Annotated in this window: 18 protein-coding genes, 1 tRNA gene, 1 pseudogene and 1 CRISPR repeat array; of the genes and pseudogenes, 13 read left to right on the top strand and 7 right to left on the bottom strand. The window is 49.3% G+C overall.

Annotated features, from left to right (window positions below):
- Positions 1-125: 125 nt before the first annotated feature.
- Complete coding sequence (locus tag H6F76_RS14880) at positions 126-818, top strand: isochorismatase family cysteine hydrolase (protein WP_190509343.1); 693 nt, start codon at positions 126-128, stop codon at positions 816-818.
- A gap of 209 nt (positions 819-1,027) precedes the next feature.
- On the top strand, positions 1,028-1,930 hold the full coding sequence (locus H6F76_RS14875) for a sugar ABC transporter permease (protein ID WP_199322126.1): 903 nt from the start codon (positions 1,028-1,030) through the stop codon (positions 1,928-1,930).
- A gap of 38 nt (positions 1,931-1,968) precedes the next feature.
- Here H6F76_RS14875 and H6F76_RS14870 read toward each other — a convergent pair whose 3' ends face one another.
- A complete protein-coding gene (locus tag H6F76_RS14870; protein WP_199322137.1) occupies positions 1,969-2,646 on the bottom strand; it encodes a DUF1997 domain-containing protein in 678 nt (225 codons plus the stop codon).
- Positions 2,647-3,365: 719 nt separating this feature from the next.
- Here H6F76_RS14870 and H6F76_RS14865 point away from each other — a divergent pair.
- The gene (locus H6F76_RS14865; RefSeq protein WP_190509341.1) at positions 3,366-4,025 is read left to right on the top strand and encodes an NAD(P)H-binding protein; all 660 of its coding nucleotides are present in this window, start codon (positions 3,366-3,368) and stop codon (positions 4,023-4,025) included.
- A gap of 67 nt (positions 4,026-4,092) precedes the next feature.
- Here the strand turns inward: H6F76_RS14865 and H6F76_RS14860 are convergent, their stop codons facing one another.
- Positions 4,093-5,715, bottom strand: a complete 1,623-nt coding sequence (locus H6F76_RS14860) for a Ppx/GppA phosphatase family protein (protein WP_242036680.1) — start codon at positions 5,713-5,715, stop codon at positions 4,093-4,095.
- A 608-nt stretch (positions 5,716-6,323) separates the two neighbouring features.
- Here H6F76_RS14860 and H6F76_RS14855 point away from each other — a divergent pair.
- Complete coding sequence (locus tag H6F76_RS14855; protein WP_190509337.1) at positions 6,324-7,121, top strand: ATP-binding protein; 798 nt, start codon at positions 6,324-6,326, stop codon at positions 7,119-7,121.
- A gap of 31 nt (positions 7,122-7,152) precedes the next feature.
- On the opposite strand, the gene H6F76_RS30545 is transcribed toward H6F76_RS14855, so the two are convergent.
- The 3 genes from H6F76_RS30545 to pgl form a co-directional block, all read right to left on the bottom strand.
- On the bottom strand, positions 7,153-8,547 hold the full coding sequence (locus H6F76_RS30545) for an FHA domain-containing protein (protein ID WP_190509334.1): 1,395 nt from the start codon (positions 8,545-8,547) through the stop codon (positions 7,153-7,155).
- 294 nt (positions 8,548-8,841) lie between these two features.
- The gene (locus H6F76_RS14845; protein ID WP_190509333.1) at positions 8,842-9,630 is read right to left on the bottom strand and encodes an FHA domain-containing protein; all 789 of its coding nucleotides are present in this window, start codon (positions 9,628-9,630) and stop codon (positions 8,842-8,844) included.
- A 164-nt stretch (positions 9,631-9,794) separates the two neighbouring features.
- Entirely contained in the window at positions 9,795-10,520 is a 726-nt protein-coding gene (pgl, locus tag H6F76_RS14840) for a 6-phosphogluconolactonase (protein WP_190509332.1), read from the bottom strand.
- Between the two features lie 119 nt (positions 10,521-10,639).
- On the opposite strand from pgl, the gene H6F76_RS14835 reads away from it, so the two are divergent.
- The 9 genes from H6F76_RS14835 (at position 10,640) to H6F76_RS14795 (ending at position 21,201) form a co-directional block, all read left to right on the top strand.
- Positions 10,640-11,413 carry an HpsJ family protein gene (locus H6F76_RS14835; protein WP_190509330.1) on the top strand — a complete coding sequence of 258 codons (774 nt, stop codon included), beginning with the start codon at positions 10,640-10,642 and terminating at the stop codon, positions 11,411-11,413.
- A gap of 426 nt (positions 11,414-11,839) precedes the next feature.
- Positions 11,840-12,571: a DUF502 domain-containing protein gene (locus tag H6F76_RS14830; RefSeq protein WP_190509328.1), complete on the top strand. Its 732-nt coding sequence runs from the start codon at positions 11,840-11,842 to the stop codon at positions 12,569-12,571.
- A 181-nt stretch (positions 12,572-12,752) separates the two neighbouring features.
- The gene (gene nusB / locus H6F76_RS14825; protein WP_190509326.1) at positions 12,753-13,382 is read left to right on the top strand and encodes a transcription antitermination factor NusB; all 630 of its coding nucleotides are present in this window, start codon (positions 12,753-12,755) and stop codon (positions 13,380-13,382) included.
- Positions 13,383-13,437: 55 nt separating this feature from the next.
- Complete coding sequence (ftsY, locus tag H6F76_RS14820) at positions 13,438-14,991, top strand: signal recognition particle-docking protein FtsY (protein ID WP_190509325.1); 1,554 nt, start codon at positions 13,438-13,440, stop codon at positions 14,989-14,991.
- A gap of 552 nt (positions 14,992-15,543) precedes the next feature.
- Positions 15,544-18,246: an ATP-binding protein gene (locus tag H6F76_RS14815; protein WP_190509323.1), complete on the top strand. Its 2,703-nt coding sequence runs from the start codon at positions 15,544-15,546 to the stop codon at positions 18,244-18,246.
- Positions 18,247-18,354: 108 nt separating this feature from the next.
- On the top strand, positions 18,355-19,008 hold the full coding sequence (locus H6F76_RS14810; protein ID WP_190509321.1) for a cadmium resistance transporter: 654 nt from the start codon (positions 18,355-18,357) through the stop codon (positions 19,006-19,008).
- Positions 19,009-19,337: 329 nt separating this feature from the next.
- Positions 19,338-20,207, top strand: coding sequence for a class I SAM-dependent methyltransferase (locus H6F76_RS14805; RefSeq protein ID WP_190509320.1), 870 nt, complete (start codon positions 19,338-19,340; stop codon positions 20,205-20,207).
- A gap of 163 nt (positions 20,208-20,370) precedes the next feature.
- The gene (locus H6F76_RS14800) at positions 20,371-21,084 is read left to right on the top strand and encodes an HAD family phosphatase (RefSeq protein ID WP_190509318.1); all 714 of its coding nucleotides are present in this window, start codon (positions 20,371-20,373) and stop codon (positions 21,082-21,084) included.
- A 44-nt stretch (positions 21,085-21,128) separates the two neighbouring features.
- Positions 21,129-21,201 (top strand) — tRNA-Ala (locus tag H6F76_RS14795).
- A gap of 355 nt (positions 21,202-21,556) precedes the next feature.
- Positions 21,557-21,740: direct repeats of the CRISPR family, unit length 33 nt; unit sequence TATCCAGCAACGCCTAGGAAGACATTAGCAACC.
- 602 nt (positions 21,741-22,342) lie between these two features.
- On the opposite strand, the gene cas12k is transcribed toward H6F76_RS14795, so the two are convergent.
- A complete protein-coding gene (cas12k, locus tag H6F76_RS14790) occupies positions 22,343-24,511 on the bottom strand; it encodes a type V CRISPR-associated protein Cas12k (protein WP_190509316.1) in 2,169 nt (722 codons plus the stop codon).
- Between the two features lie 193 nt (positions 24,512-24,704).
- Positions 24,705-24,810: pseudogene (locus tag H6F76_RS14785) on the bottom strand (IS1 family transposase); the annotation flags it as partial.

Genomic DNA, 24,810 nt, shown 5'->3' with positions numbered 1-24,810 from the left:
TCAGCAATTAGCTGAAAAAATTGTTAATTGTTGGCTTTTAGTCGTTAGAAGAACTAAGGACTTAAAGTCAACAGATGTCGATCGCAGATTGTTGCCCAACAACTAACAACCAAGAACTAACAACTATGGTTACAATTTCTGCCCAACCTTACGATTACGAATTGCCTGCTTCTGGGAATGTTGCGCTTATTGTCATTGATATGCAACGAGACTTTATGGAACTAGGTGGTTTTGGCGATATTTTAGGAAACGATGTTAGCTTGCTACGGACGATCGTCCCCACGCTTAAACAATTAATTGAAGGGTTTCGTACCTTAGAACTACCGATTTTTCATACAATCGAGTGTCATCAATCTGATCTTTCTGACTGTCCGCCATCCAAAATTAAGCGTGGTAAAGGCGAGTTAACGATCGGCAGTGAAGGACCGATGGGGCGCATTTTAGTCAAAGGCGAACCTGGCAATGGCATTATTCCCGAACTCGCTCCACTGCCCAACGAAACAGTCATCTACAAGCCGGGGAAAGGGGCTTTCTACGCCACTGATCTGGAGTCCATGCTGAAAGCGCAAGGCATTACCCATCTATTCATCACAGGCGTGACGACAGAAGTGTGTGTACAAACAACCATGCGCGAAGCTAACGATCGCGGCTACGAGTGCCTTATGGTCGAAGATTGCACCGAAAGCTACTTCCCTGAATTCAAGCAAGCTACCCTCGAAATGGTACGTGCTCAAGGCGGCATCGTCGGTTGGACAGCTACTGCTGCTGACGTTCTCAAAGGTTTAGAAGCCTGGAAGCCTCTGGAGGCATTGGTTTAGTGCGGAAAAGGAAGCAGAAGCCTGCAGCAAAGGAGGCAGGGGAAGCAAAGGAAGCAGGGGAAGCAAAGGAAGCAGTACAGCATCAACTCAAATTTCAAAACTTCCCTATTTTTGCCTTTTACCTTTTGCCTTTCCCTACTCCCTACTTCCCACTCCCCATTCCCCTTATGATGAGCTAGACCTGCTTATCGTTTGCCACTCACGCCGCAATGCCCAAATGGATGCTGAAGGATCGGAGCCTACTGTTACAGCGGCTCACGCCTTACCTTTTTTTGCTGCCTGCTCTGGTAGTTCTCAGCCTGACCGTGTTTTATCCAGCGCTACAGGCGTTCTACCTCAGTTTTACGCGCTACGACTTTGATTTGACGCAGCCACCTCTATGGATTGGGCTGAAGAATTTTCGTCGTCTGTGGGGCGATCGCGTCTTTTGGGAGACTTTTCACAACACGGTGCTGTATCTGGTGGGCGTAGTTCCCATTCTGGTGATGCTACCGTTGGGCTTGGCAATTTTAGTGAACCAAAAGCTACGCGGCATCCGCTGGTTTCGGGTGGCATATTATACCCCCGTCGTGATTTCAATGGTTGTAGCAGGTATCGCCTGGAAATGGCTCTATGCTGACAACGGCTTGCTCAATCAACTACTAAAGCTACTGGGTCTCTCAGCAGGCATTCCCTGGCTCACTAGCCCCAAATGGGCAATCTTCAGCGTGATGGTTGTAACTATTTGGAAAGGCTTGGGCTACTACATGGTGATTTACCTAGCGGGCTTGCAGGCAATCCCTGAAGATTTGTATGAGGCGGCGGCGATCGACGGTTCCGATGGCATCAAAAAACATTGGGATATTACCGTCCCGTTGATGCAGCCATACCTATTACTGGTGGCGGTCATTTCTGCTATTTCTGCCACTAAAGTCTTTGAAGAAGTCTACATCATGACGCAGGGTGGTCCGCGCAACAGTTCTAAGACGATCGTGTATTACGTCTATGAGCAAGCGTTTCAGAGCCTGGAAATGAGTTACGCCTGCACAATCGGTTTAGTGATGTTCTTGATCATCCTGGGTTTGTCAGTGTTGCGACTCGGCGTAGAGCGGCTAACTGTAAGCGATCGCTAAACCAATCAACACTAAACCAGCAGACAGCTACACCCGATCTAAACCGAATGCTCATCGCCCGACGGATCTTCCAGGCAGTCATCCGACTTTTGGAAAAACCACCGCTTGGCAAGTTTGGGAGCAGGTAACCCATGCGTTTTATGAAAGTCTTCTAGCACCTTGCGAGTGAGACGGTTGGACACCTGGCGCACAATTTGGCGGAGTAGGCGATCGCCGGTACTTTGGACCAACGACTTGGGCAATGCCTGAATAAACCGTGGAAATTGAATCGACACGGTTAGATCTAACTGCCATTCAACGCGCGTCACTGGGGTAGAAAGTTTGCTAGTGCGATCGCTTGTAGGAGAAGACGCATCTGCCCCTGCTTCGATCAGTTTCATCGCTGCTTGAAAATCAACGTCATAGCCCGGGGTGACATAGCCAGGAATAGGAATGGTTTCAATCCGGTAGACTCGATGATCTTCAGGCAGCAAGTGCAGTCCGATTTTTGGCTCCACCTGATAACCATGTGAACCAAAACGACCAATCACCAGGGCATAGCCATTATCACCTAGTGGTTCTGCAACCATTGGTTGAGCACAGTTACGAAACCAATCGGAATGAGCATCAAAATACTCAGTTACCGTTTGCATTTCGGCGGGCATCTCCATGCAATCCACAAAATGGGTGCGAAACTGGGTCGGTTCAGTGAGATGTTGAGTAGAGTCCTCTGTCATCTGGTAATGCGTCTCTGGGATGACCGATGTAGTGTGGAGTGAGCCATCAGAGATCTTAGCGGATGAGAATCCAGTAGAGTGTGACTGCATGATAATCGGCTCGACGTTGATTGCTGTATGCCTTGGGTCTATACTGCCCCTTTAGCCCTCACGCTCTCACCGAGGTTTTACGGATTTCTCAAAAAGTTTATCGAATATCAATCAGTGTATAAAGTAGACCCTTGTAGAAGTGAAAGCTACGCTCGACGATTAATAACGGCTCTGGCTAACCAATACAGCTATTACGCCATGTACCAAAGGGGCAAAAACGCTTCACATTCTTTAACATAGCACTACTATAGAGACAGCCTGCCATCAGTTTACGGTAATGAGTCTCTTTGTACGCTAGCTTTATCGGCATAGAGCGATCGATAACTCTTGTATGGAGCCTGATGCAAAGCGAACGTAGGGGAGACTCTTGAAGCGCTCACTACATGATTCAAAAGGCAGGGCGATCGTCCTAAATTTGCCTTGAACAGGTCTTAGACTAAATTAGCAGCAGTGAAGCGGCTTTAACTTTGGTTGCCGTTGTGGGACTGAGGTGCTTACCTAGGAAGCGGCGTGCTGGATTTCATACCAGACATAGATGAAATCCGAGTTCTCTAGCCCCTATTCTGTGGTTTCTCAGGTCATAGTCCTTTTTTAGACTGCACACGTTGACGACTACAAGGAGCAAGAGCATGAAAGCATTTGTCGCTGGAGCTACAGGGCAGACAGGACAACGTATTGTGAAAGAGCTAGTAGCGCGAGGTATCCCAGTGCGTGCTCTGGTGCGTGATTTAACCGCTGCCCGCTCCATTTTGCCAACAGAAGCCGAATTGGTCGTAGGTGATGTTTTAGACCCTACAACGTTAGCCAGTGCCATAGGGGATAGCACTGTTGTTCTTTGCGCTACTGGCGCAAAGCCAGGGTTTGACCCAACCGCCCCGTACAAAGTTGACTATGAAGGCACAAAAAATTTAGTCGAGGCTGCCAAGCAAAAGCAAATCGAGCAGTTTGTGTTTGTTTCCTCTCTCTGTACATCGAAACTGCTGCATCCTTTGAACCTCTTTTTTCTCATTTTGGTTTGGAAGAAACAGGCAGAGGAATATCTACAAAAAAGCGGCTTGACTTACACGATCGTCCGTCCCGGTGGGTTAAAGAATGAAGACAACACGGATGCTGTCGTAATGTCCTCTGCTGACACCCTATCTGATGGCAGCATTCCTCGTACCAAAGTAGCTAAGACCTGTGTGGAGGCACTTTTCTCACCATCTGCACGCAACAAAATTGTCGAGATTGTGGCTAAAGCGGATGCGCCTGCTAAGAGTTTTGATGACCTATTTGTGGGCGTTAGTTAAGTCCGTTGCGTGGGCTAATGGCAGTCTCGAGCAGTAGGCTCATTAACTAAAAACTAGCAATGAGCCGCTAGTATGCTCCTATTGGTGCTATCTCTACCGATGTTGCTTCTAAAACAGGTATTAACTTCAACCCAAATTCGGTTTCAAAGCTACCTTTTTTATAGTCGAGGCTCCAGAGTTCTAGGGCGCAATCATCATCGGGCTTCGTTGGCTGAATGAGCAGCCAGAATTCCTGCGTTTCGGGATGGGGTTGGCAGACGACACGTTTAATAGCACCAATCTGGCGACGATCGAGCGCGACAGCAAGACGCAGCAAGGCGCTAAGTTGATCAACCACGCGACGATACCGTTTGCTAGTTAGATTGCGGTAACTTTCGTGCTTTTTCTTAGGTGCACTTTTGCGGTGATAGCGAGCAAGGTTGGCGATCGTCTCGATTTCGGTTTCGGTATAGCCAAGCAGGTCACTATTACGAACCAGGTAGTAGGAGTGTTTGTGATGAGAGGAATGACTAACGTGATGCCCACAGTTGTGCAGAATGGCGGCTGCCCACAGCAGTTCCCGTTCTTCTTGTCCCCAACTGTGCAGGCTGCCCTGAGTTTGGTCGAACAGGCTCAACGCAAAGTCTGCTACCTGTTCGCCGTAGTCTAGCTTCACCTGATATTTGATGGCAGTTTCGAGCACGCTGCGCTGGCGGACAGAACCTTGATAGCGCAAGCGATCCTCGATCAGTCCATGAGTCAGCATCCAATCGACGATGACACCTTCTCGCAACGATCGTTCACAAATGACGATCGACTCCATCCCCAACAGCGTCATCGCTTCTTGAAGAATAAGTGCCCCTGCCAAGATAATTTCGGCACGGCGCTCATTGATGCCCGGAATTTCAGCCCGCTCTGCAACTGATAGACGACGCAAGCGATCGACAATCTCTCGTAAGTCTCTAAGGCTAAACTCATAGCCATTCAGTGGTGATGGCACGGCACCCGTTTTTTCGCGGGCATGGATCATTGCCAGGGTTTCGATCGTGCCTGATGTGCCGACGAGCCGAGGATGTTCACCGACTTCTAGACCAGCTTGCAGTTCTTCGATCGGACGTTCTAGCATCCCGCGAATGTAGGCTTGGAGCGACTGAAACTCGCTGTTGCTAATCGGGTCAGTGGTGATTTGTTCAGCCGTAAGCCGCACTGCACCAATTTTGGTACTGCTGAGGGTGCGGGGTTCGTGCCCATCACCCAGAATCAACTCAGTCGAGCCACCGCCAATATCAATGATGGCATGAGGTTGACCGCTAAACTCCATGCCCGATAGCACGCCCAGATAGATCCGACGCGCTTCTTCAGGACCCGAAATGAGGTTAATCCACAGCCCTAATTCGGCTTCGATCTGCTGCAAAAAGCTGCGCCCGTTGGGTGCTTCACGCATAGCGCTAGTAGCGACCGCGATCGTTTGCTCAGCGTTCAGGCTTTTGGAAATCTCCTGACAGCGCTTGAGGGCATCCATTGCCCGTGCCATCGCAGCGTCGGTGAGATTGCCTGTTTGCTTGTCACGAGCACCCAGTCGTACCGTTGTTTTCTCCCGCGCAATAATCGTAAACGCAGGTAGAGCAGGCTGAATGCGTACCACAACCATGTGAATGGAATTTGTACCCACATCGATCGCAGCGAGAATACGCTCATGCTCGGCGTTCATGGCAGAAAGGCTCACCAGTTGTTGCTTGATTTTATGAACTGAGCTAACCATCTTGATATATCCAACGATTCAATCAACCAGACTGAAAGGATTGATCTAACAATCTCTTTTAATTTGTGAACAGTCCCTGTAGTCGCTTTCAGCCTTGAGCCTCTCCTGAGCCTGGTGTCTGACCGCTGCCTGCTTCAAGAGCGGCGTACCATGCATAAATGCTTAAAGACTGCTATGTACACTAATTTTGTCTACGCTTTGAAAACAAATTGATCAGGACACGTAGCTACATTTGACACCCTACTTAGAGTCATCCCGGTTCATTTAATCACTTTTTCACCCCATTCCGATATTGCTAGAAGACTTTTTAAACTTCCTTGAGTATGACAATCTTTTCTACCGTTCACACGTCACGCTGTATGCTCCCAAGCGGGAAAGCACAGTCTGGTTTTAGAGCGGTTACGGCTGTGTAGAAGCGCGTTACGTAACATAATGTTAAGATGGTCGCAGTGTCAGTTGTTGGTTTTGTACTCCACTTAACTAATCTTTCGCTTGCTAACTGTTGACCGACACTCAATGCTGCTATGGCTCAAAGTTGCTCTAGCTCAAGCCGACCTATGCCTTCATCTTTAGACAATCAACCGTTTTTCTCGTCGAGCCAGCCAGACACTGTTGCGTCACAGTCGATCGATGAGCGTTTGGTGCAAGCGCAGGTTGAGCAGCAAATGCTGAAAGAGCAGATTGCACAGCAAACGCAGCTCCTGCACTTACTGACGCATCAATTAGCAACGCCATTGACCGCTCTGGGTGGCTCTTTACCGCTATTGGCAGAAAACAATCTAGACGCAGCGCACCGCGAAGAATTTTTGGATGTTGTGCAGCAGCAGGTCTACCGCTTAAAGCATTTGCTGCATGATTTGATGGCGCTACGCAATCTGGAAACTGGCGCACTGGAAACTCAGGCTGTAAGCCTCTGTTTGCCAAGCCTGCTAGAAGCGGTGGTGAAAGATTTTCATACAAATCAGGTCATTTTTCAACTTAGCCCAGACCTACCCCTTGTGCGGGGCGATCGCTGGCAAGTGTCGCAGGTGTTGGTTAATCTATTGTCGAATGCGCTGAAGTACTCTCCTGCTGGCAGCCCGATCGAAGTTGGTGCAGCCGTGCAAGACTTTAATTGGGTCGAAGTTTGGGTGCGCGATCGCGGGCTGGGTATCCCCGCTGCCGATCAACCGCATCTCTTTGAGCGTTTCTATCGGGTACATCACCGCGATCGAGCTGACATCAAGGGCACTGGGCTGGGCTTGTCTCTCTGCCAACTACTGGTTGAAAATCAGGGTGGACAGCTTCGGTTTGAATCCACTCATGGTGAAGGTAGCTGCTTTTTCTTTACCCTACCAATAGCCACAGCACCATAAGGTTCTAAAAGGCAATTAAGGTTAAGAGCGTCTACGAAGTGACCGAAATGTCTAGAAGTGCAGCCGCCACTTCTTTCGCAGAGGCGTAACGTTCCTCTGGCTGCGGACTGGTAAGGCGACGGACGATCGTTACAAACTCTGCCCCTAAACCAGGCACATACTCCGGGTAGAAGCGGAACCCTTGCTCTCGCTGGGCGTAGAACGCACTGGGCGACTCCCCAGTCAGCAAATAGACCAGGATCGGTCCTAGGGCGAACAAATCAACTGCAACCGTTTTTTGTCCCTGCTGCTGTTCAGGTGCCGTGTAGGGTGAAGCAGCAGTTTGTTCGCCTATCGCTAAAGACTTGAGGGAGACAAAGCCAACGATCGTAGGGTTGCCTACCGCTGCGTTTTGAATTAGATTTTCGGGTTTTAAATCCTCATGCACCAATGAGGGAGACTGCTGATGCAGATAGTCTAGGGTGTCACACACTTGTACGATCGACGCGATCACCTCTGCTTGCGTCGGAGTACCTCGCTGACTCACCCGTTGCTGTAAGCTTTGTCCGTGAACTCGACTTCGCACAAGATACGGCTTGCCTTCAATGACGAAAAAATCACTAAAGTGCGGTAACCCTGGATGCTCCAGCGCCAGCAGTTGTTTTGCTTGCTGTGTAAAGGCTTCGACCGTTTCGGGCTGTTGCCATTCTGGCTTAAGTGTTCTCAGAACGACGTTCTGACCATTGCACCAAGCTAATTGAGTTACGCCGATCGTATCCTGGCGTACAGTTTTGACCACCTGATAATCACCCACTGTTTGCATTACCTGCAATGGTTGCCCACAGTCGGGGCAAAACAGCGTATTTCCCTGAGCGCGTGGATGCGTACAGTTGGCTGAGCTAATTGGTGACAAACTATCCTGATCTGGCTCGTTTTCAACATCCATCGCTGTAGAACGCTGCGTTAAAACTCCAGACTGCGGTTCCTCCTCTTCAGGTTGGCTCGTCACAGGGATCGGAAGATTGGTCAGTGGTGCTTCACCGGATTGGGTTGGTTCACCTGCCTCATCAGTAGCAATGCCGCCAAGGGGAGGCTTCATCTTTTGTGCTGGCAGATTGCTTTGCAGCTTGGCAGCCGTAGCAGGCAAAGCGCCAACGTGAACCTGAATGTTGGGTCCCGATCGGGCAAGTCGAAACACGATACTGCCATCGATCGGCATTTGCGTAATGCGCTTGCCATCAACATAGGTGCCATTCGCACCCAGGCTCACGACTTCCCACTGCGAATCGCCTCGGCGCAATTCGACATGGTGACGGGAAACCACGGCGCTATAGAGAATAACATGGTTATCGGTCGATCGTCCGATCCGAATCACAGGTTCATGCTCAAACGTCCAGTGCTGAACCGGAATCGACTGAATCGGATGCAAAAGGGTCAGAGTAATCACACTAGCAGTATAAAGTCTGAGTAATGACCTGTGGCAAGAAGTGCGACCAAAGAATGTAACTGCTCCGCCATGCGCCTTAAGCAGACTCGGCGTTTACCGTGGCGAAAGCAAAGACTTCGCGATCGATAGCAAGTTTCTCTAACGATACACGACTATCTGAAGTAAAGCGTGAACGTTCTGTTGAATGGACAATCAAGGCAGTGACGATAAGCAGACAACACGTGTATCCAGCGAACTAGCAACACTAATCACTTAAATTAGCGTATAACACCAGGCATCAAGAAAGCTGAAACATTAGGAAAGCTGAAAGAGAAATGTCACCTTGTCACCTTTGCCAAGTGAAATGCGATCGCCCGGTCGCAGTCGATGCCGATTACCCATTGGCAGCGGCACATTGTTAATGTAAGTGCCATTGGAGCTACCGACATCCTCAATATAGTAGGCATCACCCTCAACCCGAATATCAGCATGGATGCGAGACACAATCTCCGAATCCGGAAACCCAGACACGTCAATATCAGGCGGAATCCGCTCGTTGGGTTTGCCAATATGAACGACGGTAAGGCTTTGCGGCAGTTCTAACGAGGCACTGGTTTGCAGATGCAAAAGGCGTGCTGTTTGCTGCTGTAGCTGGGTCGTCGAGACGTATCCACCAGCGTTAGATGCTGCTGGCGCTGACGAGGCTACTTCATAGCTGGACGGCTCAGCGGCTGAGATCGCGCTTGGCGGCGGTAATTCAGCAGGTGCAGCCTGCACCGGTTCTGTCATGGCTGGGGGGCTGGAGTTGGGAAGAGGCAGCGGTGGAGCGACTAAGGGATCGGGTGGTACCAGAGGATCAAGCGGCAGCAGGCTAGGTATTGATGACGAAGTGTCTGAAGCCAGCGATGGACTAGCAATGGCGGCAGACTGTTGGCTGGCAGCAGTGCGGAGGTCGTTACCACACTGACCACAAAAACTAGCATCAGCTTGCACCGTTGTACCGCAGTTAGGACAACTCATGGTTGCAGGTAACGGCGTATAGCAGGCTTCACACTGAACTGCGCCATCAGGATTTTGATGATTGCAATTCGGACAAACAATCATGACCTCTTTCCCCTTTATCAATTTCCATCCTCAGAACACCCAATTGAATCAGCTTTTAGCTTTAACCCCTATGCTGACTAGCGATCGACGATCGCTACGTGCCATCTCGTTATTCTAGTTCTACTGTGGAACAGGGCTAATGTCATCTAGTTTTTGTGGCTGAATCAACTCCTGCGGAGGTCTTGCCCTGCAGCTTGATCCAGCAGCCACCAAAGTTCTCCTTCTGGCTGAATCAGCCGCGCCGGATAGATGTTGTCATCAGCAACAGGGGCAAAGATTTGCGCTAGTGCAGGGCGTTTGCTGGCTCCTGCCACCATAAATAGGACAGTACGAGCGTGGTTGATCAGCGGTGCAGTAAAGGTGATGCGAGGCTGCCCGTCTTTGTTACCTACAGTAACGAGACGGTCACGAACCTGCAAAGCTTCTGTATGAGGAAAGAGTGACGCGGTATGTCCGTCGTCCCCAATGCCCAGCAGGATAATATCGAACCGGGGAAACTCACCAGGCTGAAGCTGAAAGAATTGCTGCAACTCTGACTCATGCTGACTCGCAGAGACGGCAGGATCAGGGTTGGCTGTGGGCATCGGGTGAAGGTTTGCAGGCGGAAACGCTACCTGATCTAACCAGGCGTGACGCGCCATACCTTCGTTGCTGTCAGGATGGTCGGCTGGCACATAACGTTCATCACCCCAAAAGATGTGGATGTTGTCCCAAGCAAGATCGTGTGTGGCAAGCTGTTCATAGAGTGGTCTGGGTGTGCCGCCGCCTGCAAGGGCGATCGTGCAGCGTCCCCGTTCCGCGATCGCTGCCTGGATTTTGTCGAGCACGATCGCCAGCGATCGCTGAATGAGTGCGTCCTTATCGGGTAGCACTTCTACAATTTTGTTCATGGTTTTAGCTACTCAAGGTTTTACCCACTCAGACCCATCGAGAGATCCAGTTCCGTAGTCTACTATAAGAGGTTGCCAGGGCAGTTTTAGCCTACTGCCGATCAAATCTATAGAAGCCGATGAAAACATCTAACGCCTCCCCTCTTACTGCCCTCATTCTTAAAAGCGTCGGTATTGTCCTGATTGTGCTTTACTTGCTCGACTGTGCAGTCGTGCTCTCATCGACCAGATTTCAGGACAGCCAATGGCTGTTTACCACGACGACTCAACTGATCGATCGTGGCTTTGTACCAATGATGGGTTTTGGCTTTCTGTTTATCGGCTTCTGGGTCGAAAGTGCGTTAGAGCCTGCCCTTGCTGGAGAGCGGTCTCGCGGCTTGAAGCTTGGTGTTGCCTTACTGTCTAGCTTATTAGCCTTACTCTTTTTGCTGTTTATCCCCCTCAGCGTCAATGCCACTAATGCAGCAGCCGACGATCAGATGAAACAGATTACGCAAGATGCTAGCCGGGCTGAAAGCCAGATTGATGGACAGGTACAGCAACTTAGAGCCCAGATTGATGCTCAGTCGGGTCAAATCGATCAGCTGATTCAGAGCGGCCAGCTTCAGGGCACACAGTTGGAGCAAGCAAAACAAAAGCTAGCGGAGCTTCAGAAATTCAAATCTGATCCCAAAGCACTGGAAGCACAAATCGCACCTGAGCGCGATCAGAAATTGACGCAGATCCGCGACAATAAGCGCAAACTCGAAACCCAGATCAACGACAACAAGCTGCGATCGGGAATACGGAGCGGCATTGCTAGCCTGGTACTGGCGCTCGGCTATGCTGTCATCGGTTGGACTGGATTACGGTATCTCCTCTCTGCCCAAAATCAACGCAGCCAATTACCCTAACTGCATAGAGCCAGATCCCTGATTTATCAAAGAAATCGGGGATCAGAATAGCTAACACTATTTGTCATGTGCGATACCGAATCACGTAGGGTATTCTGTTGATGTGAGACCGTTTGCATGGCTAATTGCAAGCCAACCACTGCAAGCTATTGGGCATGGTTAGAAGACAGCATCAGCACTCTGGCACTGCAATGTTTCTTTACAGAATTCGTTACAATTCTTGGTAAGGTGTACAGGCAGTTGCTTCGCAGTCGTCCATCTTCTGTTTTGCGTTGAGCTTAGTCTCTCTGCTCTGCAAATCTAGTTAATGGAGCCGTTCCAGCCCCTTCGCTGACGCTGATCCCATCACAATAGTTGCGTGTTCGTTTAGTTTGTCCGACTTGTTACGATCGTTTTCACGGCTAATCGCAGGAGAATGGGTGACTTGTGCTCCAACACCTCAAGCAAGACTTCAAAAATGACCTGATTGCCGGGTTGCTGGTGGTGATTCCCCTAGCGACCACAATCTGGCTCACGCTCACGATCGCAAACTGGGTGATCAACTTCCTCACCCGCATTCCCAAGCAACTCAACCCTTTTGATGGGTTGAACCCGCTTTTGGTTAATGTCTTAAATTTGACCGTGGGCTTGATGGTGCCCTTGCTTTGCATTCTGCTCATTGGCTTGATGGCGCGCAACATTGCCGGACGCTGGCTCCTGGATTTAGGCGAACGGGTGCTACAAGCAATTCCACTGGCAGGCTCCGTTTACAAAACGCTGAAGCAGCTTCTAGAGACACTTTTAAAGGACTCTGGCAACAAATTTCGACGGGTTGTGCTGGTGGAGTATCCCCGTGAGGGGGTCTGGGCACTCGGCTTTGTCACAGGTGTGCTCACAGGCGAGTTTCAATCCCATTTTTCGAGTCCAATGCTGGGAGTGTTTATTCCCACGACACCCAATCCGACGACAGGTTGGTATGCAGTGGTGCCCGAAGATGCTGTGATCAATCTCTCTATGCCGATCGAAGATGCATTCAAAGTCGTGATTTCTGGCGGCATTGTTTCTCCAGAAGCGGCAAAAGTGGCATCGCTGCCTGCGTCGAAACAGCGTCCACTTGATCCGTTCCTAGACAAAAATCGGCAAGCGCTCACCTTAGAAGAAGACCTGTGGGAGGGGTAAAGGATAAAGTATGAAGGGCGCGAGTGACGCAGAGAATCCCTTGTCCCGTTGCTAATGCAGAGTTGAACTGCCTTTATTCCGACTTCTCTGAGGGGCAAGTGGGGACGAAAACGCTTGTTCCCTTTGCTCTCTAGTGTCCTGAATCACGTTATCCTTAAGCCTTGATCCTTAAGCCTTCCTTATGCAAGCTCGTCGAATTGCCCGTGAACTGGCACTGTTAAGCGTCAGCCAGTTGCCATCCAATCCAGAGCGCCTGGAGATGCAGCAGCTTCAGAATGTCGTCGTTGCGGCAGTGCGGACACTCACCAGCGAGGCGCAAGATGCCCTGGAAACAGCATCGGCTGAACTACAGCAAGGCAGTGCTCGCTTACTGACGAGTGAAACCCGTGCTGTTGACGTTGAGAGCGCCAGAGCTATGGTGAATGAGGCGATCGCCCTCGCCCAAACTGCCATTAACCGTCTGGGCGTAGCGATGGATGTGCCAGAGTTTATTCAATTAGCAAACCAACAGGATGTGCGCCACTACGCGCTCGAAATTATTAGCAAGCTAAAAGCCAACCGAGAACAGATTGACCAGATTCTTTCTACGGCGCTTGTCGATTGGCAACTTTCGCGGCTGGCATGGATCGATCGTGATATCCTTCGCATTGCAGTAACGGAGATTGTCTTTTTAGGCATTCCCGATCGTGTTGCCGCTAATGAAGCTGTAGAGCTGGCAAAACGCTACAGCGGCGAAGATGGGCACCGCTTTATCAACGGTGTGCTGCGTCGAGTGGTGGAGCAGCTTAAAACAGAGAAGAAGGTTATGTAAGGCGAGTGAGACGTAGGGCATAGGGAGTAAGGAGTGGGGTTAAGAGGAAACGGCAATGACTTTTGATTGGTTTCGTCGGCGATACGCTAACAAGGCTGAAGATGGTTCAACGGTAGAATCTGAGCCAGTGTCGTCAGATGCAGAGGCAACGGCAGAGCCTGTTGTAGCAGAGACAACAGCAGAAGCGGAGCCTGCTGTAGCTGACGACTACCTGAACTGGGCGAAGGCAGCCTATCAAAATATTCAGAAGCGGCAGCAAGCCGAAGCACCCCCAGCGGAAGTGGTGGCTTCACCAGAGGCAACGATCGCCGCCGAACCCGCGATTGACCCTGAAGCAACTTCTGATGCCGATGCAACTATTGCAGACTCTGCAACCATTCCAGACGAACCTGTTGCAGAAACAATTGTTGCTATTGAGCCTGTTGTAGATCAGCCTCTAGAGCCAGAGACATCCGCACCACTGCCATTTTGGGCGCAATCTGAAGCAGACCGACAAGAACGATTGGAGCGTCTGAAGCAAAGCGCGATCGTCGAACCAGAGCCTGCGATCGCGCCTGTAAGTACAGTAACGGCTCCTGTCGAGCCGTTGCTAGATGAAACAGTGCTGGATGAAGGCTTCCTCTGGTCATCCGAAATTCTAGCTGCCCAGGGACGACGACCTGACCAGATTTCACTCGAAGAAATCACCTGGCTCAAACGGCTGCGTCAAGGGTTAGATAAGACGCGGCGAAGCCTGATCAATCAACTGCGCTCCATTGTGGGGCAGGGTCCGCTTAATGAAGATGCTGTCATCGAGATTGAGTCGGTGCTGCTGCAAGCGGATGTAGGCGTTGCCGCAACGGATGCAATCATCGCTGCTCTGCAAAGTAAGCTCCGTCAAGATGTGCTGCCGCCCGACGCTGCCATTACGTACCTGAAGCAAATCTTGCGAGAGATGCTGGATACGCCACTAGAGAATGCAAAAACTCGCTTCTTTGCGCCAGAAGACGATGTACTCAATATCTGGTTAATTACAGGCGTGAACGGTGCCGGAAAAACAACCACGATCGGCAAACTAGCCCATATTGCCCAAAAGTCTGGCTACAAGTGCCTGATTGCCGCTGCGGATACCTTTAGAGCCGCCGCCGTTGAGCAAGTTAAAGTCTGGGGCAGTCGTAGTGGCGTTGAAGTCATTGCCAATCCAGGGCAGAATACTGACCCGGCAGCAGTTGTTTTTGACGCGATCGCCGCTGCCCAGTCGCGTGGTACAGACTTACTGCTTGTTGATACTGCTGGACGCTTGCAAAACAAAAAAAATCTGATGGACGAACTCAGCAAGATTCGTCGCATCATTGACAAAAAATCTGCCAATGCAGTCGTCGAGTCACTGCTGGTACTCGATGCCACCCTGGGACAAAACGGACTGCGGCAAGCAGAAGTCTTTGCCGAGGCTGCCCAACTCAGTGGTGTCATTCTGACCAAGCTCGACGGTACGGCAAAAGGCGGCATTGCGTTGGCGATCGTCCAGCAGCTTGGTTTACCCATCCGCTTCATTGGTGCCGGAGAAGGCATCGAAGACCTACGACCCTTTTCAAGCTACGAATTCGTCGAAGCGTTGCTGAATGGCTAAGTGGCTGGATGTCATTAATGAAGAATAGTTTTACGGTTGAAGAGAAGTAACTTTCTTGCCTGAGACAACGCTTCCAAACTTTCGTCTTACTAAACATAAGGATTATCTGTTTGCTAAGACGGAAATGGTAAGGATGTTAACAAGGTCACTATCTGGGGAAAGATAGCTACGCAAACGCGATCATATTTTGCTATATCTTGCCCTTGCATCAAAGCAGTTTTAATGATACGAAAACCGTTGTTTTCCTTGAGAAGACCATGACAGAGCGAGTAACCTATCAACGATTAGGTGCTAAGAGCAACTTCTAGCAAAGAACGTACCTCGATCAACATCGTAGGTGACGCTATGCATTGCTTAGATGCCAAACGTTTTACACCTTTCTCAATCGTTAGTAGTTTTTGTGCGTTAGCACGCTTCTGCTCACTTTTAACGTGTTTAGCAACACATCATATCAAGGGTAGACGGCGAGTCTCTACGAGTCATCAGTGGGACGCCAAAAACCTAAAGTCGTATTGTTCCTTTCCCTACTCATAAGCCGCCTTGAGGTCATTTATGAACGCGACAGCGCCAGAGCAAGAGGTGCAGAGACTTGCCAAACTGCTTAGTTACAAAATCCTCGATACTCAGCCAGAGACGGGTTACGATGATCTCGTGGAACTGGCAGCCCACATTTGTCAAACGCCGATCGCCCTTGTGAGTCTGGTTGATGCCAAGCGGCAGTGGTTCAAAGCAAAAGTGGGGCTGGAGATCAGTGAAACGCCGCGTGAGCTCGCTTTTTGCGCCCATGCCATTTTGCAACAAGATCCCTTCGTTGTGCCCGATACTAAAGCGGATGTCCGCTTTGCCAATCATCCGCTCGTGATCGGAGCACCGTACATCCACTTCTACGCAGGTATCCCTCTCCATACTGCTGATGGTTTAGCGCTCGGTACACTCTGCGTCATTGACAACCAACCCCGCACACTTTCCAATGTGCAAATCAATGCCCTGAAGGCGCTCGGTCGGCAGGTGATGAGCCAGCTTGAGCTACGGTCGAGCAACCAGAAGCTTCAGCAAGAGATTGCGGACCATCAGCAGGTGGAGGTTGTGCGTCAACAGGTCACAGCGCACTTGCAGAAAGAGCAAGAATGCCTCAAAGCCATGCTGGACAGCCTGACGGATGGCATCGTTGCTTGCGACGACAAGGGCGATTTGATGCTATTTAACCATGCCACCCGCACATTTCACGGTTTACCCGAAGTCGCTCTGCCAGCAGACCAGTGGGCACAGCACTTTGACCTTTATCTAGCAGATGGCATTACGCCTATGCCAACGCATGCGATCCCCTTATTCCGAGCGTTTCAGGGAGAGCAGGTTCACGAGGCTGAGATGGTCATTGTGCCCAAGCACGGCACCCCCCGCACCTTGCTGGCAAGTGGGCGAGCGTTTTTTGATGAGGCTGGCAATAAATTGGGTGCAGTGGTTGCCATGCATAACATTACCGAGCGCAAACACGCTGCGATCGAACATCAGGACATGGAAACTGCCCTGTACCAAAGCGAGAGCCGCTTCCACAACTTAGCTGCTAATCTACCGGGTACGGTCTACCAATTTCGTCTGGGTGCCGACGGTGTGGGGAGTTTTCCATACATGAGTGCCTTCTGCAAAGAATTCTATGAAGTAGAACCGGAAGCCGTTCAGCAAAATGCTGGTGTCATTTTGGAGCGCATCCACCCCGACGATCGCGATTCGTTTTTTGCCTCCGTTGCAACCTCCCAGCAAACTCTACAACCCTGGGATTGGGTTGGGCGCTTGGTCATGCCGTCTGGTCAGGTCAAGTGGTTGCACGCTATCTCTCGCCCAGAGCGTCAAGCTGATGGTTCTACCGTTTGGGATGGCTTACAACTGGACATAAGCGATCGCAAACAAGCCGAACTTGCGTTGCAAGCACTGCAAGAAACTGAATACCAATCTCGCCTCTTGCGAACGGTACTTGACTCGACCCAGGATTGGATTTTTGCCAAAGACCACAATTTCCGTTACATCCTTGTCAATCGCAGTTTTGCAGAGGCACTCGGTCAAGATGTAGAAGCAGTTCTGGGTAAGGACGATCTAGAGCTAGGCTTCTCGCCAGAGCTAATCTTCGGCACGCTTGAAACAAATATGCGAGGCTTCCGTGTAGATGATCAGGCAGCGCTGGCGGGAGAAAAGATTCATCATCACTATGAGCCAATCACCACCGCTGATGGCTTACTGCGCATCTTGGATACCCGCAAAACGCCGCTCCATGACTCAGACGGAACCGTTTTTGCAATGCTTGGCTATAGCCGTGATATCACTAAGCAGCACTATGCAGAAAAGGCGCTACGGCACTCTGAAGCACAACTTAAAGAGAAAGCAGACGAGCTAGAGCAAACGCTGCGGGAACTACGTCAAACGCAAACGCAAATGATTCAGGCTGAGAAAATGTCTGGTCTAGGTCAGCTTGTGGCAGGCATCGCTCACGAAATCAATAATCCGGTAAACTTCATTCATGGCAACCTCAACCCAGCGCAGGAGTATACGCAAGACCTGTTGAGCCTACTGAATCTCTATCAAGCTCAAGTGCCTAACCCTAGTCTAGAGATTGAGGCAACGATTGAAACGATCGATTTGGACTTTCTTCGAAAGGATCTGCCTAAATTGTTGAGTTCTATGAAAATGGGCACAGACCGCATTCGTGAAATTGTGCTCTCGCTACGCAACTTTTCTCGTTTGGATGAAGCCGATCGCAAAGCCGTTAATCTCCATGAAGGCATTGAAAACACGCTGATCATTCTGGGCAATCGCCTGAAAGCACAGGGCAAGGAGCCTGAAATTAATATCGCGAAACAGTACGGTGACCTACCGCTGGTGGAGTGTTATGCCGGACAGTTGAACCAGGTTTTTATGAATCTTTTGAGCAACGCGATCGATGCTCTTAGGGAGGAAAGCGAAAACCAGGACAGACAAGCTGAAAACGCATTAGCAAGCACCACTCCTACCATTACCATTCGGACTCAATTAATTGATCCTCAGTACGTCCAAATTTGCATCGCCGATAATGGAACGGGTATGACCCCCAACGTGCAGCAAAAATTGTTTGAGCCGTTTTTTACCACCAAAGCCGTTGGCAAAGGCACTGGGATGGGACTGGCAATCTGCTATCAAATTGTTGTCGAAAAGCACGAAGGCACTATTGAGGTTAGTTCTACGCCTGATAAGGGCACTGAATTTTGTCTTACATTGCCTGTCTAACGTCTAGCCAGGCTGCACTATCTAGCCGCGGCGTGTAGATGAGGACTTAGCTGCAAGAGGCGTACTTGTGTGGTAAAACCGGAAGGCGTGTCATCGTGCTAGATCTTCATGACGGAGTTAATTCAAGCGGTTACTGCCAGCGTTGCCGCTTTTGCTGCTACTAACATTGATGACATCGTGATTCTCATGGTGTTCTTTTCCCGCATTAGTCCAACGTTTCGTCCTCATCATGTGGTGGTGGGTCAATATCTTGGCTTTTTACTGCTGCTGCTTGCCAGCCTCCCTGGCTTTCTTACCGGCTTAATTATCCCGCCCGTCTGGTTGGGCTTACTGGGCTTTCTACCCATTGCCATTGGTATCCATCAACTGTTTGCAGGTGAAGCTGATGCTACAGATGTGCAAACGGTGACTGAAGAAAGCAGCGCCAAAAATGGCTGGCTAGGGCGATCGCGATCGTTCCTTAATATCCCTCCTCAGACGTTTCAAGTGGCAGCGGTGACGGTTGCTAACGGTGGAGACAACATTAGTATTTATGTGCCGCTGTTTGCTAATAGTACGTTGGCAGCAATGGGAGCCATTCTGAGTGTTTTTCTCATAATGGTTGCTGTTTGGTGTGGCATTGCCTACTATCTCACCCGTCACGCTGTGATAGCCCACTACTTGACCCACTATGGACATCGTGTTGTGCCGTTCGTTTTGATTGGGTTAGGAGTCTTTATTTTGCTGGAAAGCCGCGTCTACCAGCTTTTGATCTCATCCTGACCGTATTGGTTTTGCCTGCTTACTTAGCGATCGTTGTTGTTGAACGAGTCGTTGCCACTTACCGCTCCTGCTAAAGAGCCTCTTCCTCTAGCAAAACCGCCAGCACTCACAAAACTTTAAAACTCATTAAACTGAAGTGGGTAACACCAATGCTTTTTGCAACGGCACAGAAGCAACCACAGTCGATCGTATCCTCTGGCTCTAGTGCTGCGGCACAACCACATAAGGACGATGACAGCTACGTGATTAACTACGTGTGACTTCGTAGCAAACTGGTATGAAAATTGCCGCCTTTTGCCCCCACTTGAGAAAAGAGCTGAGTAACGCATATGGCACGCAACGATACAATCTTCGAGCGCTTCCTTGCTCCCTTTGTCAAAACCTTCCTAATCGATGAAGACAAGCTGCGGCGCTTTCACGAAAGCATTGACTGGCAAGCTGCTAGCACCCGCTTGAGCGATCGTACTCTCACTTATCCTACCTATTACAGCAGCCAAAACTTCCACGGTATTGAAGGCGGCTACCTTAATGTCAGTGCGGCTGTTTCTTATGATCCTATTACGCAATATGCGTTGCCCCCTGGTGAAGCTCTGGTACGCCAGAGTTTGCTTGATGCCATTCAATCGCAGCCACGCCGCATTCTAGATTTGGGCTGTGGCACTGGTTCCACCACGTTGTTGCTTAAGCAAGCGTTTCCTGAAGCTGAGGTTATTGGGCTAGATTTGTCACCCCAGATGCTAGTCGTTGCCGAACACAAAGCAGAACAAGCCAACCTCGCTATTCAATGGCGACACGGTAACGCTGAGCACACACACTTCCCAGATGCTTCGTTTGATCTGGTGACGGCATCGCTACTCTTCCACGAAACGCCTCCTACTGTTTCTCAAGCGATTCTGCGTGAGTGCTATCGCCTGCTGACTGTAGGTGGCGAAGTGGTGATTCTTGATGGTAATCAAAAGGTGCTACGCCAAACAGAATGGCTGACCCAAATTTTTGAAGAGCCTTATATTCAGGCTTTTGCAAGTGGCAGTGTCGATGCGTGGATGGGTGCAGCGCAGTTTGAGGCAGTCCAAACGCATGATTGCTGGCTCATCCATCAGGTAACACGCGGTGTCAAACCCTTGCCCTATAAGGCGGTGGAGTTTTCGCTCCCTACGTATGTGGCGGCAGTGGGCGATCGCCCCTGGGTTTCGAGCTGAGGCATTTTGGCAATTCGTTGCTAGTTGTTAGAGAATAGATTTTCGAGCGTTGCAAGCTTTTGCTAAAAAGCAGGATGAATGGCAATCCATTTGTCTGTTGCCTCTACGTCCCCAATATCAGCAACATCTGCTCTAAAACGCCTTAACCTTCACTGTCCATTCAATGCTGAAAGCGGTTCTTTTTGACTTTAACGGTATTATCATCAACGATGAACCACTCCATGAAAAGCTGATCGATGAGCTTTTGTTGGAAGAGAACCTGCGACCGAAGCCAGGTGAATTTCGCCAGTTTTGCCTGGGACGGAGCGATCGTGCCTGTCTTATCGACCTGCTGCAACACCGAGGGCGAGTAATCACTGAGGAGTATGCCAGTAAGCTGATTGCGCGTAAGTCTATGGCGTATCAAAGCGCGATCAAAAACCTTGAAACGCTACCCATCTATCCAGATTTACAGGATTTCATCTTCAAATTGCGAGTTGCCAAGGTCAAAATGGCGATCGTGAGTGGTGCCTTACTAGCCGAAATTGAACTAGTGCTGAAGCGTGCCCAACTAAGCGACTATTTTTCAGTCATTATTGCTGCTGATCAACGCCTTCCCAGTAAGCCAGAACCCAATAGCTATCTACTGGCGGTCGATCGTCTTAACCAAGCCGATCCGACACTTAACCTCAAACCCTCAGAATGTTTGGCGATTGAAGACACCTTTGCGGGTATTGAAGCGGCTAAACGAGCGCGCATTCCGGTCGTAGGCGTTGCCAATACTTACCCGTTTCATATGCTGCAACGCCGAGCGAACTGGGCTGTAGACCGTCTCTCTGATCTGGAATTCGATCGCGTCCAGCGGGCTTACGACTCAGTAGCAGCGAAAGCAGGATAGAGCCAGCGAATGGTACGATAGCAAAGCAAATTTAATTGTGTCCTGGGGAGTTAGCTCAGTTGGTAGAGCGCTGCGATCGCACCGCAGAGGTGAGGGGTTCGATTCCCCTACTCTCCATTCCTGTGCATTTGTACTGTCCATTAAAGAGCTATTTGTCAGTTTTAAATAGCTACTGCCAAGAAATTTTATTCTCCCTGGGGTTTTCAGGGGTTTCAGGCAACACCCTCCAATCCAGGTCGTTTTTAATTCTACAAAATCAGTTTTAATTAGCTCTTTCCGTAGGATATTCGCAAGCATAACACAATTCTGTAAAGCCATGCTCATATGGCATAAGTTATGCAATCTTGCGATCAATGTTGGTGCGATCGCAGCGCTCCTTTCTATCCACTTTTAATTTTCAAAGACTTGATGACTATTCACACACCAGATAAATCCCTCGCATAAAGAATAACCAGCTTGAGTTGGACGAAGCCTCTTTATCCAGCAACGCCTAGGAAGACATTAGCAACCACGGAATCCTGCTTACTTAGGCATCATAGATCGGCTCTCTATCCAGCAACGCCTAGGAAGACATTAGCAACCACAGTTGCATTTCACACTTGACCCGGTTTACTGCCACTCTCTATCCAGCAACGCCTAGGAAGACATTAGCAACCCAGCGCTCTCAAACCCTTTCCCAGCGTAGTCTTCTCACATGGTTTTGGCGAAGGTCTTAAGGTGGTTCAAAATCAAGGTCTTAATTTCAAGTATAGACCCCACCTTCTTTGACTTAAAGCCGCTGTAAGCTTTTGCTGTGAAGGGTTTTAAGATTCTGGCAAACCGACTGGGAAATTTGCTTCCACTATGACTTGCCAGAAAATGAAGGATTTTGTGGATACCCACCCAGAGTTTGGCTACCCCAAACTCTGAGGGGCGGTTCAGTCACTGTGATGACAGCACTTACCAAGTAAGTACGACACCGAAGAAGAAGTCTCCGCCCTTATTACCAAAGAAGCTTTAGTAACAAGAGTCTAACCCTTATGCATGGGAGCGACCTGTGTCATACTTCATAGAGGGATTAACTCTACACGTATAACTTCCCCTTACTAACAGGAAAACCTATCTGCAAGGGCAGCTTAAGAAGGGTTACAGCAACTATGGTCGGAAAGAACTCACCTTGCGATGGTAAAACTCACCCATTTCCTCCACACAGAGGTTCCTTCAAACATGAAGAGGAGGCGCTATAAAAAATATTCTACTGTCAAGGTTCAGATTTGATCTATGCGATGTGCGGCTTCCGGTTATGGAACGCTGACATTGCGACAGCCTTGGCTTGATCAATAAATTGCCCCGTTGCTGGCTGATAGCCAAACTTAATCGCAATTTCCGTTTGTGCAGCTTTACCTCGAATGTAATCAGAGAGCCTGCTATAGCTCCAGTGGTGAATGTTGTTTTTGTATTGCTTCGTATAAGCCTCCTGCTTCGCCACATCACCTGGAAACTTTTCTTCTGCTGTAGCTTCGATCGCGCTCGTTAACCGTTCTCGCAATCCTTTCAACCTTGGCAGACCGATACTACCCGCCTGATATTCTTTCGCCAGTGCAACAACAGCTTTTGCAAGCAGGCGATCCAGATATTTCCCTTGCTCTGACTCCGAAATCTGACGCACTCGACCCTTCACCTGATCCTTATAACGTTGACGAGCATTCTGTCTCTGCTTGAGCCGATAAGCACTGAGCAGGGGGTAATCCTCTCCCAACAACTGACGAGTATTGCGACAAGTAATAAGCTTTCCTGTCGTTGTATCGATCACTACTGCGGTGACAGGTTCTTCACGGCTAAAGCCAAGACCGACAAGAATATTTGACTTTCCCTTATATAGCCGCCTTTGGGGGCGAGGAAAAGGGTTTTCAAGACGCTTGAGTTGGTTATGTAAGTTGTCACAATGCTTTTGCTGTTCCTTGTCCAACTCTTGTACTTTCTTCTGCTCCTCATAGCTCTTAATTAAGCGTTGCTTGTCCTTAACTGCCTCTGCGACCATAAGTACCGTTCCTTCAGCAGTAAGGCGATGATGATCAATTGCACAGTGGAGATAGAGTTCATATTGCTCCCACGGCTGTTGGTTCTGCTGTAGTTGCTGTTCTGAATTTGGCTTCTCGCTGTTTTGCGGGGCTTCACGATCGAATGCCTTGTCTTCTCGTTTTTTCCAGATTAAGGTTGCTGAACGAAGGAGAAATGGAGTGGCAGAGTACCGCTTTCGATCAGACTCAAATACCTCCTGATCCTTGAGGAATTGCTGAAAGAATGGCAGTTGACGGCGATCGCAACAAACCTCAAACACATACGTTCCTTCCATACCCTGGAAGTGGACAAAAATCCGCTCCTCAACTTTCTGAGTGATTGGGTGCTTTCGCTTTAACAAGCACCAGTTCAAATCAGTGTTGCTGTGAAACAATAAAGGGTAAGGTACATTTTTAGGTACCCTCAGCAGATTTGCTTGCCAGACTCGAAATTCGTTGTCATCAGCAGGAACCTGTTGAGTGGCTGTTTCCAAAGCTTGCAGAAACTTTTCGCCAGTTAGATCTCGCCCTTTCGGTAAAGAACCAGCCAACTGTACTTCCAACCGTTCAAGCTGTTTTTTTCGCTGATTAAACTTCTCGGTGAATCGTCTTCGATTTTCTCGTCGCTTGACAACCTTGTCATCATTCTTGATGATGTGAGCGATCGCACACTGACTGAGAAGATCCTTTCCTTCAAACTCAGTGTATTTCTCAAATAATGCATCAGTAAGCGTATCGGTAGTACCCTTAGCAGATTTTTTGGTTCCTTTTTTCGCTTTTTCCCCAGACTGCTGAGTCGAGTTTGCTGAAGTCTGTCTTCGCTGTTTTTCTCCTACAGGTTTTTGCTGGGGTCTCTTCTGCCCTACTGCATTGACTGTCTGTTTAGATTGATCTGCCTCAAACTCAGCTTTGACTACTTCAAGGATTTCATGTGCCTTGGCTTTCATTTGCTCCAATTCGCAGCCACACAGTTGAAGCAATTCAACATCGCTTTTGGCTATATCCAGCCAACGCTTGAGCCGATCTAACCGGGTCTGCAAACTTTGTCTCAGCGCCAGCCAACTATCATAGACTACTTCAGTTGTTAGCCAAGCTGAGCGGGCAAGCCGTTCAGGTAAGTTCTTGTAGGGCAAATTTGCTCTATGGTCGTTCCAAAGCTTCTTTAGTTCTTTTTCAGAAAGCTTACCACTCCGTTTCCAGACCTCAAAATCACTGTGTGCCGCAACTTCGACTCGCAGCGTTTCAATCAGATCTGAAACAATTACTGCTGACTCCCAGGTTTCCTGTTTTACTGTTTCGCTGGCATGAGCAAAAACTTCACCCTTCGTCTTTCTACTGACACTTCTTTCGCTTGGAATCACCCGCGCTCGAACTATAAAAATAGCCATAAATAATTTTCTGAATCAATGTGAACTTCAGCAGAGTCTCACCATATAGGCACAGAATCTCACCACATAGGCACAATTGAAATATCACCACATAGGCACAGAATCTCACCACATAGGCACAATTGAAAATATCATCACATAGGCACGGAGACTCTTTGAGAGGTGCTGTAAGGTTATTCTATTTCTGGTAGTGCTACACAAGTAATGATGCGTTGTAGTGATGGATGAAATACCAAAGGGCACCAATATGATTCTCTACGGATTTTGAAAATGACAAGGTTTTGCGAACCAGTCGAGAC

The organism is Leptolyngbya sp. FACHB-321 (genome assembly GCF_014695975.1).
GTDB lineage: Bacteria > Cyanobacteriota > Cyanobacteriia > Leptolyngbyales > Leptolyngbyaceae > Stenomitos.
This window is presented reverse-complemented; position numbering and strand designations above follow the sequence as displayed.

Coding starts and splice junctions, on each gene's coding strand:
- H6F76_RS14880 (WP_190509343.1), top strand. CDS start 126: ATGGTTACAATTTCTGCCCAACCTTACGATTACGAATTGCCTGCTTCT.
- H6F76_RS14875 (WP_199322126.1), top strand. CDS start 1,028: ATGCCCAAATGGATGCTGAAGGATCGGAGCCTACTGTTACAGCGGCTC.
- H6F76_RS14870 (WP_199322137.1), bottom strand. CDS start 2,646: ATGACAGAGGACTCTACTCAACATCTCACTGAACCGACCCAGTTTCGC.
- H6F76_RS14865 (WP_190509341.1), top strand. CDS start 3,366: ATGAAAGCATTTGTCGCTGGAGCTACAGGGCAGACAGGACAACGTATT.
- H6F76_RS14860 (WP_242036680.1), bottom strand. CDS start 5,715: ATGAACGCCGAGCATGAGCGTATTCTCGCTGCGATCGATGTGGGTACA.
- H6F76_RS14855 (WP_190509337.1), top strand. CDS start 6,324: ATGCCTTCATCTTTAGACAATCAACCGTTTTTCTCGTCGAGCCAGCCA.
- H6F76_RS14845 (WP_190509333.1), bottom strand. CDS start 9,630: ATGATTGTTTGTCCGAATTGCAATCATCAAAATCCTGATGGCGCAGTT.
- pgl (WP_190509332.1), bottom strand. CDS start 10,520: ATGAACAAAATTGTAGAAGTGCTACCCGATAAGGACGCACTCATTCAG.
- H6F76_RS14835 (WP_190509330.1), top strand. CDS start 10,640: ATGAAAACATCTAACGCCTCCCCTCTTACTGCCCTCATTCTTAAAAGC.
- nusB (WP_190509326.1), top strand. CDS start 12,753: ATGCAAGCTCGTCGAATTGCCCGTGAACTGGCACTGTTAAGCGTCAGC.
- ftsY (WP_190509325.1), top strand. CDS start 13,438: ATGACTTTTGATTGGTTTCGTCGGCGATACGCTAACAAGGCTGAAGAT.
- H6F76_RS14815 (WP_190509323.1), top strand. CDS start 15,544: ATGAACGCGACAGCGCCAGAGCAAGAGGTGCAGAGACTTGCCAAACTG.
- H6F76_RS14810 (WP_190509321.1), top strand. CDS start 18,355: ATGACGGAGTTAATTCAAGCGGTTACTGCCAGCGTTGCCGCTTTTGCT.
- H6F76_RS14805 (WP_190509320.1), top strand. CDS start 19,338: ATGGCACGCAACGATACAATCTTCGAGCGCTTCCTTGCTCCCTTTGTC.
- H6F76_RS14800 (WP_190509318.1), top strand. CDS start 20,371: ATGCTGAAAGCGGTTCTTTTTGACTTTAACGGTATTATCATCAACGAT.
- cas12k (WP_190509316.1), bottom strand. CDS start 24,511: ATGGCTATTTTTATAGTTCGAGCGCGGGTGATTCCAAGCGAAAGAAGT.